This window comes from Streptomyces sp. NPDC002176, assembly GCF_044903645.1.
Lineage (GTDB): Bacteria > Actinomycetota > Actinomycetes > Streptomycetales > Streptomycetaceae > Streptomyces.
Window position 1 is genome coordinate 473,119 of sequence record NZ_JBJDQW010000005.1, and the last position, 14,988, is coordinate 488,106.

Here is a 14,988-nt window from a genome sequence, read left to right on the forward strand (position 1 = left end):
GCCTTCACGCCCCGTGATAAATGATTTGGTGGCAAAGTTTTTCTTCTCCACAGTGTGCGTAACTGAAAGCCGCAGTTCAGATGCCGTTCTGTGGATGCCTCTGTGGGTTATGCACGTCTCTGTCCACCGGCCCGTACACAGAAAACTTGGGTTTACGCACAGTTATTTGCTGGTTGTCCACAGGGGTTGTGGACAACCGGATTGGCGACCTTCTAACTCACTGTCACTATTGGCCTTGACGGGTGGCGTGGTCGCAGAAAAGGCGACCCCCGCTGGCACGGGAGCCGCCCCGACCTTGTCCCTAGGTTGAAGAGGAAGGTCTACCGATGACGGTACCCATGAATCCTGAGACGCCGCGCTCCAAGGCTCTGCCTGTGGATGAAGCGGGCTCTGCTGTGCGTAAGCGGCTGGGAGGCTTCCGGGCGCGGCGGGCTGCCGTGGCCGCCGTGCTCGCGGTCGCTCTGACCGTGGTGCTCCTGGTGACGGCGTTTCCGCGCCTCGCGGCCCCGATTGGTACGGCTGCCGGCGTCGTTGCCGTGGTCATTCCCCTGGTGCAGCGGAAGGGGCGTGACGAGTCGTCCGTCGGCGGGTCGGTGGACGAGCCGTAGCGGCCGACAGGTCGTCCTTGCCTAGTTTCCCGGCCGGGGAAAAGGCCAAGTGTGGGCCTCCGCAGAGGTCCTGAATGGAAGGGGTGCCCCCAGCGAGGGGAGGGCGCCCCTTCCGCCTGCTCGGCACTACGCCCCCGCGTCCTCCGGATACCACCGCAGCTCGATCGTGTTCCCGTCCGGGTCCCGCACATAGATCGACGTCGCCTCGCCCCGTGCGCCCGAGCGCTGGACCGGGCCCTCCAGGACGGTGAAGCGGTCGGAGGCGATGACCTCGGGCCAGTCCAGGGGGTCCACGACCAGGCAGAAGTGGTCGACGTTGGAGTCGGAGCGGGGGCCCGCGACGATGTCGATGATGGTGTCCGGGGAGATGCGGACGGAGGGGAAGGGGGCCTTGCCGGCGCGCCATTCGTCGACGTTCTCCGGGTGCAGGCCGAGGAGGGCCGTGTAGAAGCCGAGGGAGCGTTCGACGTCGGCGACGTTGAGGACCAGGTGGTCGAATGCCTTGACGCGCAGCGCGGGCACGTTTTCCTCCAGGGGAGCGGATGCGGTGACGCTTCTACGATCCGCCGGTGCCGGGTCACCATCAAGCGCTGACCGGCTTACGGTCGTTGAGCCTGACTGAACGCTGGGGGACGCATGCTGGAGCGGATCGAGATCGAGTCCTTCCTGACGCTCGCGGAGGAGCTGCACTTCGGGCGGGCCGCCGAGCGGCTCGGCGTCACGACCGGGCGGGTCAGCCAGGTGATCCGGAAGCTGGAGCGGCGGATCGGGGGCCCGTTGTTCGAGCGGAACAGCCGGAGTGTCCGGCTCACGGCGGTCGGGCAGGGGCTCGCCGACGACCTCGCTCCCCTGGTCGACGGCATGGCGGACGCCCTCCGCCGGGCCACCGACGCCAGCCGCGGGATCACCGGCGAGCTGCGGGTCGCCTTCCTCGGGGAGTGGACCGCGCCCGCGCTGCTGAAGGTGGTCGGGCTGTTCCGCCAGCGGCATCCCGAGTGCCGGGTCGTCGTACGGGAGGCGCAGCTGTCCGACTCGCGCGCGGGTCTGCTCGACGGCTCGGTGGACGTGCTGATCGCCTCGTACCCGTTCGACGGGATGGCCTGCGGGGCTCCCCTGCTCGTGGAGGGGCGGGTGCTCGCCGTCCCGGCCGGGCATCCGCTCGCGGGCGAGGAGTCCGTGTCGCTGGAAGTCCTCGCGGACCACCCCGTCGTGCAGTACCCGGCGGTCACCTCCGCCGCCTTCAAACGGGACCGCACCCCCGACCGCACCCCCTCCGGCCGCCCGATACCGAAGGGCCCCGCCGGAACCTCGTTCTCCGAGATGCTGACCCTGGTCGCCCTCGGCCTCGGCGTCCTTCCGGTGGGCGACCACTCACGCCGCTACTACCCCCGCCCGGACATCGCGTACGTGCCCCTGCGCGACGCCCCACCCATCCGGCGGGGACCGGTGTGGCGGACGGGGAACACGACGGCGCGCGTGCGGGAGTTCGTGCGAGCGGCGGCGGACGTGGCACGGGCCTAGGGCGTGCCAGGTGGATCACATCGGCTCGGGCCGAGGGCGCCTTCCTGGCCGGCCCCGGCGAGATCCAGAAGTCAGGACCTAGCCCCCTCCCCCCACCCTCCGCGCCGCAGACCCCAGCGTGGCCCGTGCCTCCGGTTCCGGCAGCCCGGTGTCCAGGGCCGCGTCCAGGAGTGGCCCTTCCAGCGCGGAACCCATGCCCTGCTCCCAGGCCCGGCACGCCGCCCAGAAGAGCCGGGCGTTGCGCTCGCCCTCGTGCGCGGTGCGGACGAAGTGGACCAGGGACGCGCCCCCGGCGGCGGAGGGGGCCCGAGGTGGCCGGGGTGGCGGAGGCAGGAGCAGGTGCAGCAGGGCCGGGGGACAGGGCGCCGGGCCGAGATGGGCGGTGCCCGGTGCCGTCGTGTACGTGCCGTGGGTGCCGCGCGAACCGGGGCCGACCAGGTAGCCCCCGGCGCCCCGGATGTCGATGCCGGGGGCCAGTCGGCTCGCCGAGTTGGGGACGGCCACGTCCGGCGGGCCGGTCAGCCACAGGTGGCGCCCGCCGCTCGGGGTGAGGACGACGACCGTCTCCGGGATCGTGAACCGGTGCCGTATGGCCAGGGCGCGCAGCGCGGCCGGGGAGTCGGTGCCGGGCTTCGTGTCCAGGTCGACGCCGATCAGCTGGTGCGGGGGCAGGCCGCAGGCGATGCCGTAGCCGGTGGCCCAGGGCGCGGCGGCGAACAGGGCGCGCACCCGGTCGGGGTCCGTGGAGGCGTCGTGCACCCCGTGCCCGAAGCGGCCGCACTCGCCATGGCAGGGCGGCCGCGCGGGGTCGGACCGGTGCGGGGAGCGCAGGGCCGGGAGCTTCCGCCGGGACAGGGGGATGACGGCCAGCCCGCGCTCGGCGGCTGACAGCGCGTGGGCGAGGGCCAGCGTTCTGGCCTGCCGGTCGGAGGTGGCCATACTCCATGGTCGTACATACGTTCGAGTATGGGAAGTGGGCAGGGATGTCCCGTCTGCACCACACCGCGAAGAAATGTGGCGATGGGGGTTTATCGACTTGTCATCACGCTTGCGTGGTAATCGTGCCCCCTGGGGAGATTGGGGCGGGACGGGGCGGGCAGTACTCCGGTGCGACGCCGCAGGAAACGAGTCGGGATGGTCGGCCAACCTCCCTGACTCAAGCCGTAGTTGGTTCTGGAGGAAGAGATGGACAGCAGTCACCGCGGACCTCTCCGGTGAGCCCGGGGCGGGGTCCCTGGGGAGGGGCTCCGCCGGGGTGTGCTTCGGGGTCATGACAGCGGCGCGGCCGGCACTTCGGTGCCCGCCGCGCCGCTGTCGTACGCCCGCCCCTCTCCAAGCCGTCCACGAGCCTCCGGGAGAACCCCCAGGCCGGGTGGAGGTCCACTCCACCTTCAGGAGGTCCGGCGAACCCCACCCCTACAACCTGAGGCGGACCCGGCTTCGGGACCTCCGGCCGATCCCCGGCGCCGTGCCCGCTCCTAGCGTGGAGTCATGACCGCACCCGTCTGCACCAGCGCCTCGGCCGCCGCCGCACCAGCGCGGCAGACCCTTCCCCACCCCCGCCTCGCGCCGGGCGGCACCTCGCTGTACCCCTCCTTCGCCTCCTACGTCCACGCCCGCCACCCCGCCCTCCTGCGCACCGCCCGCTCGCTCACCGCCAACCCGAGCGACGCCGAGGACCTGCTGCAGACCGCGCTGGCCAAGACGTACGTCGCCTGGGAGCGCATCGAGGACCACCGGGCGCTGGACGGGTATGTGCGCCGCGCCCTCCTCAACACCCGTACCTCGCAGTGGCGCAGACGACGGGTGGACGAGTTCGCCTGCGACGAGCTGCCCGAGCCCGAGCCGCGTCCCGGCGCCGACGACCCGGCCGAGCGCCAGGCGCTGCGCGACGCGATGTGGCGGGCGGTCCTGCGCCTGCCCGCCCGCCAGCGCGCCATGGTCGTCCTGCGCTACTACGAGGACCTCAGCGAGGCCCGCACCGCCGAGCTGCTCGGCGTCTCCGTCGGCACCGTGAAGTCCGCCGTCTCCCGCGCCCTCGGCAAGCTCCGCGAGGACCCGGAGCTGGGCCTGGCCCGCTAGAAACCAGCGGGCCACAGCGCCGACTTTCCCTCCCCCTAGTGACATACCGCGCGGTATGTGCGCAGAATCAGCGCGACTCTACTTCCGTACAGGCAACGCTGCCGGGGAGGACGCCCGCCGTGCTGAGCACCATGCAGGACGTACCGCTGCTGATCTCGAGGATTCTGACCCACGGCTCGACCGTGCACGGGTCGTCGCGGATCACCACCTGGACCGGCGAGGCCGAGCCGCACCGGCGGACCTTCGCCGAGATCGGCGCCCGCTCGGCCCAGCTCGCGCACGCCCTGAAGGACGACCTCGGGGTGCGGGACGACGACCGGGTCGCGACCCTGATGTGGAACAACGCCGAGCACGTCGAGGCGTACTTCGCCGTCCCGTCCATGGGCGCCGTACTCCACACGCTCAACCTGCGGCTGCCCGCCGAGCAGCTGGCGTGGATCGTCAACCACGCCGCCGACCGCGTGATCATCGTCAACGGCTCGCTGATCCCGCTCCTCGCGCCCCTGCTGCCCCAGCTGCCCACCGTCGAGCACCTCGTGGTGACCGGCCCCGGCGACCGCGCCCCGCTCGCGGCGGGTACGGCACGCGTGCACGAGTACGAAGAGCTGCTCGCCGGGCGCCCGGAGCACTACGACTGGCCCGAGCTGGACGAACGCCGGGCCGCCGCCATGTGTTACACCTCCGGCACCACCGGCGACCCCAAGGGCGTGGTGTACAGCCACCGTTCGGTCTACCTGCACTCCATGCAGGTCAACATGACCCAGTCGATGGGCCTGACCGACCAGGACACCTCGCTGGTCGTGGTCCCGCAATTCCACGTGAACGCGTGGGGGCTGCCGGACGCCGCGTTCATGACCGGCGTCAACCTGCTGATGCCGGACCGGTTCCTCCAGCCCGTGCCGCTCGCCGAGATGATCGCGGCCGAGCACCCGACGCACGCGGCCGCCGTCCCCACCATCTGGCAGGGCCTGCTCGCCGAACTCGGCGTCAACCCCCGCGACGTCTCCTCCCTCGTTCAGGTCACCATCGGCGGCGCGGCCTGCCCGCCCTCCCTGATGGAGGCGTTCGACGCGCTCGGCATGCGGGTCTGCCACGCCTGGGGCATGACCGAGACCTCCCCGCTCGGCACGATCGCCCGGCCCCCGGCCCACGCGATCGGCACCGAGGAGGAGTTCGCCTACCGGCTCACCCAGGGCCGCTTCCCCACCTCCGTCGAGGCCCGCCTCACCGGCCCCGGCGGCGAACGCCTGCCCTGGGACGGCGAGTCGGCGGGCGAGCTGGAGGTGCGCGGCCCCTGGATCGCGGGCGCCTACTACAACGGCCTCGACGCCGAACCCCTGCGCCCCGACGACAAGTTCAGCGCGGACGGCTGGCTGAAGACCGGCGACGTCGGCACCATCTCCCCCGACGGCTTCCTCACCCTCACCGACCGCGCCAAGGACGTCATCAAGTCCGGCGGCGAGTGGATCTCCTCGGTCGCGCTGGAGAACGCCCTGATGGCCCACCCGGACGTCGCCGAGGCCGCCGTGGTCGCCGTGCCGGACGAGAAGTGGGACGAACGCCCGCTGGCCACCGTGGTGTTGAAGGAGGGCTCGGAGGTCGGCTTCGAGGCGCTGCGCCTCTTCCTCGCCGAGGAGTGCGGGATCGCCCGCTGGCAGCTCCCCGAGCGCTGGACGATCGTCGAGACGGTCCCGAAGACCAGCGTCGGCAAGTTCGACAAGAAGGTGCTGCGCAGGCGGTACGCGGACGGCGAGCTGGACGTGACACAGCTCTGAGTGACCGGGCCGGGGTACGCGAAGTACCCCGGCCCTTACGTCAGTTGGTGCCGATCCGGGCCAGCAGGTCCACGATCCGGCCCTGCACCTCGTCGCTGGTGGAGCGCTCCGCGAGGAACAGCACCGTCTCGCCCGACGCCAGCTTCGGCAGGTCCGCCTGCTCGACCGCCGCCGTGTAGACGACCAGCGGGGTGCGGTCGAGCTGCCCGTTGGCGCGCAGCCAGTCCACGATCCCGGCCTGGCGGCGCTTGGTCTGCATCAGGTCCATCACCACGAGGTTCGGCCGGAACTGCCCGGCCAGCGTCACCGCGTCGTTGTCGCTCGCGGCCCGCGCCACCTGCATCCCACGCCGCTCCAGCGTCGCGGTCAGCGCCAGCGCGATCTCCGCGTGCTCCTCGATCAGCAGCACCCGCGGCGGATGCTGCTCGCTGTCCCGCGGCGCCAGCGCCTTCAGCAGCACGGCCGGATCGGCGCCGTACGCCGCCTCGCGGCTCGCCTGGCCCAGCCCGGCCGTCACCAGCACCGGCACCTCGGCGGCGACGGCCGCCTGGCGCAGCGACTGGAGCGCGGTCCGGGTGATCGGGCCGGTCAGCGGGTCCACGAACAGCGCGGCGGGGAAGGCCGCGATCTGCGCGTCGACCTCCTCGCGCGAGTGCACGACCACCGGCCGGTAGCCCCGGCTGCTCAGCGCCTCCGACGTCGTCACGTCCGGCGCGGGCCACACCAGCAGCCGACGCGGGTTGTCCAGCGGCTCCGGGGGCAGCTCGTCGTCCATCGGCTGCGGACGCGGGGTGTCCGCGACCTCCACGGCACCGCCCGGACCGTCCAGCGGCTCGGGCCCCTCGGCGGCGTTCGCGTCCGGCGCCCCTATGGCGTACGACCGTCCGGCGCCCTCGGTGCCCGGAGCCCGGCGCGGCTGCGCGGGCGTCGGCGTCGCCTCGGGGTGCGGACGGGCGCCCGCCTCGGGCTGTGCCTCCGGGCGCGCGGGCGGGGTGCCCAGCTTGCGGCGCCGTCCACCGCCGTTGGTGGCGTGCGGCGGCGGGGTCGCGGTCGGCTGCTGCACCTGCGCGGCCTGCCGTACGAACGGCACGCCCTGCCCCAGCGTGCGCACACTGATCGCCCGCCCCTGGGTGGAGCCGGAGTCGGCGGCACCCGGCGCCTCGGCGGGCAACGGCTGCGCGGCACGCGGCTGTTGGCGCGGCGTGAACTGCGGCGGCAGCGCGGCACCGGGCAGGCCCGCACCCGCCGTGTCGTCGTCCTCGTCATCGGGCCACGGCTGCGGAACCGGCGCCACCGGAGCGGCCGCGGCGGGAGCAGCGGGAGCCGCCGCGGCGGGCGCGGCCTCGGCGGGCAGCGGCTGCGCGGGTACGGCCGCCTCGGGGGCGGTTGCCTGCGCGGGTACGGGGAGGGGCTGGGCGGGAGCGGCCTGCGCGGGGACACCCGCACCGGGCGCGCCCTGCGCCGGGATCGCCGCCTCCTGCTGCACCGGCTGGGCCACGGCCCGACGCCGCCTGCCCGTGGGCGCCGTGGTCGGATGCGGCTGCGGAGGCGTGTGGTCCTCGGACTGGTCCACGGGCACCGCGTCGTGCCGCCCACCGTCGGCGGGCTCGCCCTCGGCGGGGGGCTGGGGCTGCGGGGGTACGGGGGCGGACTGGGCCGGAGCCACCGGTGCGGGGGCCGGGTCCGCGACGGGAACCATGCCCGGAGCCGACCCCGTACCCATAGCGGTGCCCGGCGCGGGAGCGGGAGCCACACCCGGCGCACCAGCACCCGGCGCCGAAGCGGGACCCGCACCCTGGGCCGGAACCATGCCCGCACCCGGAGGAACCGCACCCTGGGCCGGGACCGGAGCGGCGCTCACGGCCATCCCCGGAGCGGCTCCCGTACCCGCGGCCGTACCCAGCGCCGGAGCCCCCGGCAGCGGACCGACACGCACACCGGGCGCCGCGGGCTCGGGCTCCGGTGTCCGGTCCGCCTCGGCCGGGGGCAGGGCGAAGACCGTACGCGCACCCGTGTCCTGCGCGGCGGCACGCTCGGCCGCGGCGGCCAGCGCACGGCGGCGACGGCCGGTCGGCTGGCCGTCCTCGGCCGCGTCCTCCGTGCTCGGGGCAGGCAGCGCGGGCGGCAGCGCGGCCTGCTCGCCCGCGCCCTGCGGGGCCCGCTGTCCGGCGGGCACCGGTACGCCCTGCGGCGGCACGGCGCCGCCAAGTCCCGTGTTGGAAGCGGCGGTTCCGGCGGCGTGCTCGGCCGCCGTCAGCACGGCACCCTCGGCCGCCACCCCGTCCCCGACCTCGGCGGGACGACCCCGCCGCCGTCCGGTGCCGCTGGAACCCGGCTCCGCGCTCTCGATCGCGGCCGGTGCCAGTTCCTCGGCCGCCGGGGCACCGCGCCTGCGGCGCCGCCCGGTGGGCGCGGGAGCACCCGGCACGTCGGCCGCCTCGGCGCCCGCCACCTCGCTCTCCAGGAACGCGTCGGTCGACGACCGCCGCGCCCGCCGCCGGCCGCCCTGCTCGCCCGCGTCGCCCACGAGGGCGACCTCGGCGCCGGTCGACACGGCCGCGCGCGGGTCCGGGACGGGCGCGGCGACCGTTCCGGCGCCACCGCCCAGCGGCACTTCGAGGACATAGGCGCGCCCACTCATGCCCGGCACCTCATGTGTCTGGAGCACACCTCCGTGCGCCCGGACGATGCCCCGCACGATCGGCTCGTGCACCGGGTCGCCCCCGGCGTACGGCCCACGCACCTCGATCCGCGCGACCTCCCCGCGCTGGGCGGCCGCGACCACGACGGTGTTGTCCAGGTAACCGGCCGCCGACACGGGCGCGTTGCCGGTGGCGTCCACGCCCGCGACGTCCGCCACGAGGTGGGCCAGCGCGATGGCGAGCCGCTGCGGGTCGACCTCGGCCTCGATGGGCGGCGCGTGCACGGCGAACTGCACGCGTCCCGGCCCGATCAGCTCCACGGCCCCGTCGACACCGGCCGCGACGACCGCGTCCAGCATCACCTTGGTGCGGGCGATGTCCTCGGTACCGGAGTCCAGCCGCTGGAAGCCGAGGACGTTGTCGATGAGAGCGGTGATACGGGCGTACCCGGCCGAGAGGTGGTGCAGCACCTGGTTGGCCTCGGGCCACAGCTGGCCCGCGTCGTCGGCGGCGAGGGCGGCCAGTTCGCGGCGCAGCTCGTCCAACGGGCCGCGCAGGGAGGCGGCGAGGAGGGTGAGCAGCTGTTCGTGACGCCCGGCGAGGGCCTCGTAGCGGTCCTTCTCGCGCTCGCCGAGGGCGGCGTACCGTTCCTCGCCCGCGGCCAGTTCCTCCTGGAGCTTCTCGCGCAGCTCGGTCAGCTCGGCGGCGCCGCGCTCGGTCAGCTCCTCCACCTCGGTGGCGTGCTTCTGGCGCAGCGCGGTCAGGTCGGCGGCGTGCTCCTCGGCGAGCCGCTCCAGCTCCTCGGCATGCGCCTTCTCCAGCGCCTCCTTCTCGTCGGCGAGCAGCTGGTACGGCCGCCGGTCGGTGAAGGTCATGACGGCGCCGACGAGCTGGTCGCCGTCGCGTACCGGGGCGGTGGTCAGGTCGACGGAGACCTCGGCACCGCTCTTGGACCACAGCACCTGCCCGCGCACCCGGTGCTTGCGCCCGGAGCGCAGGGTGTCGGCGAGCGGGGACTCGTCGTACGGGAAGGGGGAGCCGTCGGCGCGGGAGTGCGTGACGAGGGTGTGCAGCTCCTTGCCGCCCAGCTCACCGGCGCGGTAGCCGAGGATCTGCGCGGCGGCGGGGTTGACCAGCACGACCCGGCCGTCGGTGTCCGTGCCGACGACGCCCTCGGAGGCGGCGCGCAGGATCATCTCGGTCTGCCGCTGCGAACGGGCCAGCTCCGCCTCGGTGTCCACGGTCCCAGACAGGTCCCGCACCACGAGCATCAGCAGCTCGTCGCCGGTGTAGGCCGAACCGTCGTACGCCTGCTGGGGGTTCTCCAGGTTGGCGCTGGTGACCTCGACCGGGAACTCGGTCCGGTCCGTGCGCCGGGCGACCATGCGCGTCGGCTTCGTCCGGCCGTGCGGGTCCATGTGGTCGGGGCGGCGCATCGAGCCGGGGATGAGCTTGGAGTCGAACTGCGGCAGCAGATCGAGCAGGCCCCGCCCCACGAGCGCCGTACCGGGTGCCTCGAACGCCTCCAGGGCGATGGTGTTGGCGTTGACGACCGTGCCGTTGGCGTTGACCAGGAGCAACGCGTCGGGCAGCGCGTCGAGTATGGCTGCGAGGCGAGCAGCGCCTCGGGATGGCCTGCTGCTCACGAGACGCTTCCTCCCTGTTACCGCACCTTGCCGACCGCTCGGGCCATCTTGCCAATCCGCCCGCGGGGTGTCACGCGAGGGAGTCTAAGGGCTCCACTCGCGCGCACGCCGCCGGATGGGAGGCAGGTACCACGACGAAGTGACGCCGAACATATGCCCGTATCCCACCACGGGTCGCCTTCCACGGCCCCCGACTTGCCCCTGACGTGGCACTCCGACCCGCCGTCGCCACCCCTGCCCGGCCCACGCCCCCGCCACGACCCGCCTGCCGGACGCCTCCGAGACCTTCGCGGGACCTTTACGGGGATTTCTACGACCCGGTACTCGGCAGGAACGGCACGAGCCGGTCCCAGCGCGCGATCTCGCACCCGTTGCGACGGCTGAAGCCCGCGTCCACGGGGCGGCCGGCCCAGTACCCGGTGACGTGGGCGGTGGCCGGGCCGCCGTCGATCATCGTGCAGATGCTGTCCGGGGGGACCGGGGCGAAGGTGTCCTGACCCCACCGGGTGTTCTCGTCGAGCACGCGGCAGGCCGCGGCGGGGTCGGGGTGATCACCGCTCTCGGGATGACAGAACAGCTGCCGCACCCCGTCCCGCCCGGCCCCGGCGCCGTGGACGACGAGGGTGAGGTGATCGCCGGTGCGGTCGTCGGGGAGCGGGGGCGGCGGAAGGGTGGGGGCGATGGCCTGGGCCGGGGCGGCGGCGAGGCCGCAGAGGAGGGAGACGGCGAGGACGGCGATGGACGCGGCGCCGCGCCGAGGGAGTGCGCTCATACCCACCCCAACGCGCGCCCCCGCCGGATGTTGCGCCCCACCAGCGGGACCACCTCCGCGAGCGGCTCGCGCCTCGCCGGAAGAAGCCCTTTGCCCTGTGGGCATCCCGCCTAGTACCGTGGGGACCGATTGGTGACACCGCGCTTGCCTGTGTCATCATCTGCACGCACCAATCGCGCGCTCGCGGGAGTGGTTGTGCTGGAGGCGTCGCCTAGTCCGGTCTATGGCGCCGCACTGCTAATGCGGTTTGGGTTTTAAAGCCCATCGAGGGTTCAAATCCCTCCGCCTCCGCCCCTGATCCGAAGCCCCGGTCCACATGGACCGGGGCTTCGGCGTTGTGCGGGTCCGTCCGGGTGGCGCCCGCTCGATCTAGGTTTCGACGTTTCCGCAGGTCAGGCAGGGTGCGAGGAACGGATTTCACATGGCGGCGGCAGTCATGTAATGTTCTTCCTGTCGCCGGGACAGGCCGAAAGGCCAGCGAAACGGAGACAAAAACAAAAGAACAAGCACTCGTAGCTTAACGGATAGAGCATCTGACTACGGATCAGAAGGTTGCAGGTTCGAATCCTGCCGAGTGCACAGTAAAGAGGCCCCGGAGAAATCCGGGGTCTCTTGCGTTTGCTGTGACGGCTCACCCAGTACGCCCACGACGGCGCCGGAGGTCCGTCCGTGGTGTTCATGGCCGTGTGCGCTTCGCCGAGGGCTGGCTGCGCTTCCCGGCTTGCCGCGCCGCAGACATTCGGACTCGCGATGCAGCCGGACAACACGTCGTCGGCGAGCCGCAGGCCGTGCTCGCGAGCCGCCAGGCCCTCCACGGTGGTGATGCCGATCCGCCGCCCGCAGGGGGCCGCCAACGGCTCCTGGGCATCACCGTCAGGCAGCAGGTCCGCCAGCGTGGCCGTGACCCCTGCAAGGGGGGCGAGGGGGTCGCCCCGAGCGTAGGCGGCAGCCTGTTCCAGTTCCCGCAGCGGCAACCCGAAGACGGCGGCTAGGAACGGCAGCCACGTGTCCGGGACCCAGGCACCCCGCTCCCACCGGGAGACCTCATTGCGGGTGACGGACTGCGTCCCCGAAGCGACACACAGCGCGGCGGCCAACTGCGGCTGAGAGCGGCCGGAGTGGCGCCGCAGCCTGGCGAGATAGGCGCCGAACTCCCCGACCGTCTTCGGCTACTGAGCGTACCCAGCGGCGCTTGACCCGGCCACCAGGGGAGGATCAACGGCGCGACGGTAGGCGCTGAGCCTGTCCGATCAACCCGATGGCGAGCAACAGCACAGCAGCGCCGGACATCGTCACCGCGAAGTGGATGTCTGGCCTCCTGATCAGCAAGCCGCCAACCAGCTGAGTGACAAGTGCGGCAGTCACGGTGAGCTGCGCCCAACCGAAGAGAACCGGGCGGAGTATCCGGCTTCGCGACCACGGCGGCAGCCAGCCCCAACCAAGGGTGGCGACTGCCCCGCAGGTGGCGAGTAGTGCCATCGAGCCGAGCAGCGCGGCAACGTACGAGCTCATGATTGACCCTCCGGTTCCGGAGCGGAATCTTGGCACACCCTCTGCTCACTGCCCACCCGGCCGGGCATGGCCGACCACAGCAACCGGTCCCGCCCCGTAGCGTCCCTGTAGACCCGAAGTGCGGCATGTATCAACGTCATTGACCGATCTGTCCAGAGCTACGGGCCAGAGGGTCCGGCCGCGTGAAGCCTCTTCCGCAGGAGGGCGTCACGGTGCGGACGACTGGCCGCGAACCTCAGCGGATCGGTGCGTGGCACGTTCTGTTGAACGTCGCAGCCATGCATGTCAGCGTCGCTCCACCGTCCGACGGTTCACGGACCGATTCAGCTGGCATCTCGGTTCACTCGCCATGTGGGCTCTACTGCGGCCACCACGGCGTGGTCCCCGCTGAAGCCGGAGGACGCGGTCGGCAGGCCCGCCATCGTGGCGATGCGCTGCGAGGGGTCAGTCCGTCTCTTGCGCCGACAGTGCCGCTCTCGACTCGTGTGCCAGGGCCGTCGCTCGGGTGAACCAGTCGGTGATGACTGCCAGTTCGGCCGGGGTGTAGTCCGCGAACAGGGTCATCAGGCGGGTGTAGTGGGGGCCGTACGCCGCCTCCACTCGGGCCACCGCTGCCGGGACCGCTGCCACTCGGACTCTGCGGCGGTCCGTGGGGTCCGGGCGGCGGGTTACGTAGCCCGCACGTTCCAGGCGGTTCAGGATGCCCGTCACCGCGCCCGTTGTGACCTGGATGCGGGAGGCGAGGTCGCCGGCGGTCAGGAGGTCCGGGCCCGCCTGGAGGACGTAGCCGAAGCAGGTGAGGTCGGTGACGGACAGGCCCAGGCGCCGGGCCATCTCCTGCTGGCCGATCAGGTGCGCGGCGATGAGGTCGTCCATCGCGGTCAGCGCCTGTGCGGGGGTCGCGGGCGGGCGGGACTTGCCGTCCATCTTCCTTGATTCCTTAGTTCGTGAGATATTCGATAAGTAAATCTCTTAGGATGTGAGAGACCTGTAGGGGGCCGTTCCATGAGTCTGTACGACGAGGGTCACACGATCGCCGGGTGGACCGGGTGCGCCATCGCCACCGTCGGGAGTGGTGTCGTGGGCGCGGGAGTGTGTATGGGGTCGGTTCCGGCGCTCGTGGGTGGCGCGGTGCTCGTCGCCGTCAGCGTGCTGGTCACCTGGGTGCTCCACCTCAGTGGGTGGGGGAAGCCGCCGGGTGTCCGGCCGCGGGAGGAGTGGCGGCTGGGGGCGCGGGACACGCAGGCCCGCGATGGGCACCCGGGGTGCGTGGGCTGCGCGCTGGCGGGGCGTCGTCCGGCCTCCGCGCCCGTGGTCGCCCGTGGCGAATCGATACCTCTGTCTTCTATCGAGTGAACGTGCCCTGCCCCGGCCGTAGTTGCTGGTCAGTCTCCCTAGCTTCCGTGGTGGAGGTGATGCTCGATGTACGAGCACAACGACACGACCCGGCTGCCCGAGCGCGGCGCCATCGAGATCAGTGACTTCGTCTACGCGGCGACCGGCGCCCGGCTCCGGAGGCTCACCACTCCGGACGGCGAGCACTGGTTCCCGGCCGTGGACGTCTGCAGGCATTTGGGATACGCCCACACCGGTTCCACTCTGCGCAACCTCGTCGACCCGGCGTTCCAATCTCCCACCGGAAGTGTGCTCCTGAGGCACACTTCCAGCATTCCCGCAGGTCAGAACTGGCGCCGAAACATGAATCTGGTGAACCTTCACGGCCTGATCCAGTTGGTGAACGGCTCCACCAAGCCCGAGTCGCGGTCCTTCAAAGCGTGGGTCTCCGAAGTCATCGTCGCCATCCAGCGCGACGGCACCTACAGCCTCGACCCCGCCCCCCTCCAGACCACTCCAGGCACCTCCTACGTCATGCCCCAGCAGGTCGCCGACGCCATCGTCCGCCTCGAGGAGCGCAACCTCCGCGCCGACGAAGCCCTCGCCGCCGCCCAGGCCCAGCACCTCACCGAACTCCGACGCGCGAACGACGAGCGCAGCAAGGTCACCGAACAACTGGGCACCTTCACCCACCAAGCAACCGGCGTCCAACACGTCCTCACCCGCATCGCCGACGCCCTCGACCAGATCGCCGCCCGCATGCGCCCCGCCCCCTCACCCCCCGAGCCGCGGCAAGCGCCGATCACCCCCCAGCACCTCCTCGCCACCTGGCGCGACCGGAACCTCGTCGTCACCGAGGACGTGCACGCGGTCGCCGCCTACCTGGCCCCGGCGCTGGTGCGTGGCCCCGTCGCCTGTCGGCTGGAGGACGTCGCCACGCGGACCGGTCTCACCCGCGACCGCGTCCACGACTGCGTACGCATGCTGATCAAGCGGGGCTGCGTACGGCAGACCGGCAGCGCGGCGGACGGCGTACCCGTCTACACGCTCCCGTAGTGCACAGCACAGAGCCCGAAGTCGCACTCAGAGGATGCG

General features: G+C 72.3%; 12 protein-coding genes, 2 tRNA genes and 1 pseudogene. 8 read left to right on the forward strand and 7 right to left on the reverse strand.

The window, feature by feature from the left end; translation table 11 throughout:
* The first annotated feature begins 326 nt into the window (after positions 1-326).
* A complete protein-coding gene (locus ACI2LY_RS24990) occupies positions 327-608 on the forward strand; it encodes a hypothetical protein (protein ID WP_404709103.1) in 282 nt (93 codons plus the stop codon).
* A 126-nt stretch (positions 609-734) separates the two neighbouring features.
* Here the strand turns inward: ACI2LY_RS24990 and ACI2LY_RS24995 are convergent, their stop codons facing one another.
* Positions 735-1,121 carry a VOC family protein gene (locus tag ACI2LY_RS24995; RefSeq protein ID WP_404709184.1) on the reverse strand — a complete coding sequence of 129 codons (387 nt, stop codon included), beginning with the start codon at positions 1,119-1,121 and terminating at the stop codon, positions 735-737.
* A gap of 123 nt (positions 1,122-1,244) precedes the next feature.
* Here ACI2LY_RS24995 and ACI2LY_RS25000 point away from each other — a divergent pair, with 123 nt between their 5' ends.
* Positions 1,245-2,129, forward strand: coding sequence for a LysR family transcriptional regulator (locus tag ACI2LY_RS25000; protein WP_404709104.1), 885 nt, complete (start codon positions 1,245-1,247; stop codon positions 2,127-2,129).
* A gap of 78 nt (positions 2,130-2,207) precedes the next feature.
* Here ACI2LY_RS25000 and ACI2LY_RS25005 read toward each other — a convergent pair whose 3' ends face one another.
* Positions 2,208-3,068: a bifunctional DNA primase/polymerase gene (locus ACI2LY_RS25005; protein WP_404709105.1), complete on the reverse strand. Its 861-nt coding sequence runs from the start codon at positions 3,066-3,068 to the stop codon at positions 2,208-2,210.
* A 552-nt stretch (positions 3,069-3,620) separates the two neighbouring features.
* Between ACI2LY_RS25005 and ACI2LY_RS25010 the strand changes: the two genes are divergently transcribed.
* Positions 3,621-4,211, forward strand: a complete 591-nt coding sequence (locus ACI2LY_RS25010) for a SigE family RNA polymerase sigma factor (protein WP_404709106.1) — start codon at positions 3,621-3,623, stop codon at positions 4,209-4,211.
* Between the two features lie 119 nt (positions 4,212-4,330).
* Positions 4,331-5,986, forward strand: coding sequence for a long-chain fatty acid--CoA ligase (locus tag ACI2LY_RS25015; RefSeq protein ID WP_404709107.1), 1,656 nt, complete (start codon positions 4,331-4,333; stop codon positions 5,984-5,986).
* Between the two features lie 40 nt (positions 5,987-6,026).
* On the opposite strand, the gene ACI2LY_RS25020 is transcribed toward ACI2LY_RS25015, so the two are convergent.
* Complete coding sequence (locus ACI2LY_RS25020) at positions 6,027-10,274, reverse strand: PAS domain-containing protein (RefSeq protein ID WP_404709108.1); 4,248 nt, start codon at positions 10,272-10,274, stop codon at positions 6,027-6,029.
* Between the two features lie 310 nt (positions 10,275-10,584).
* Entirely contained in the window at positions 10,585-11,046 is a 462-nt protein-coding gene (locus tag ACI2LY_RS25025; RefSeq protein WP_404709109.1) for an SSI family serine proteinase inhibitor, read from the reverse strand.
* Between the two features lie 200 nt (positions 11,047-11,246).
* Here ACI2LY_RS25025 and ACI2LY_RS25030 point away from each other — a divergent pair.
* Positions 11,247-11,337 (forward strand) — tRNA-Ser (locus ACI2LY_RS25030).
* A 215-nt stretch (positions 11,338-11,552) separates the two neighbouring features.
* A tRNA-Arg gene (locus ACI2LY_RS25035) sits at positions 11,553-11,625 on the forward strand.
* 386 nt (positions 11,626-12,011) lie between these two features.
* On the opposite strand, the pseudogene ACI2LY_RS25040 reads toward ACI2LY_RS25035, so the two are convergent.
* The 3 genes and pseudogenes from ACI2LY_RS25040 to ACI2LY_RS25050 form a co-directional block, all read right to left on the reverse strand.
* Positions 12,012-12,188: pseudogene (locus ACI2LY_RS25040) on the reverse strand (helix-turn-helix domain-containing protein); the annotation flags it as partial.
* A gap of 73 nt (positions 12,189-12,261) precedes the next feature.
* Positions 12,262-12,558, reverse strand: coding sequence for a hypothetical protein (locus tag ACI2LY_RS25045; protein WP_404709110.1), 297 nt, complete (start codon positions 12,556-12,558; stop codon positions 12,262-12,264).
* Between the two features lie 444 nt (positions 12,559-13,002).
* Entirely contained in the window at positions 13,003-13,485 is a 483-nt protein-coding gene (locus tag ACI2LY_RS25050) for a MarR family transcriptional regulator (protein ID WP_404709111.1), read from the reverse strand.
* 78 nt (positions 13,486-13,563) lie between these two features.
* Between ACI2LY_RS25050 and ACI2LY_RS25055 the strand changes: the two genes are divergently transcribed.
* On the forward strand, positions 13,564-13,914 hold the full coding sequence (locus ACI2LY_RS25055) for an HGxxPAAW family protein (protein ID WP_404709112.1): 351 nt from the start codon (positions 13,564-13,566) through the stop codon (positions 13,912-13,914).
* 66 nt (positions 13,915-13,980) lie between these two features.
* Positions 13,981-14,949, forward strand: coding sequence for a Bro-N domain-containing protein (locus ACI2LY_RS25060; protein WP_404709113.1), 969 nt, complete (start codon positions 13,981-13,983; stop codon positions 14,947-14,949).
* Positions 14,950-14,988 lie beyond the last annotated feature (39 nt).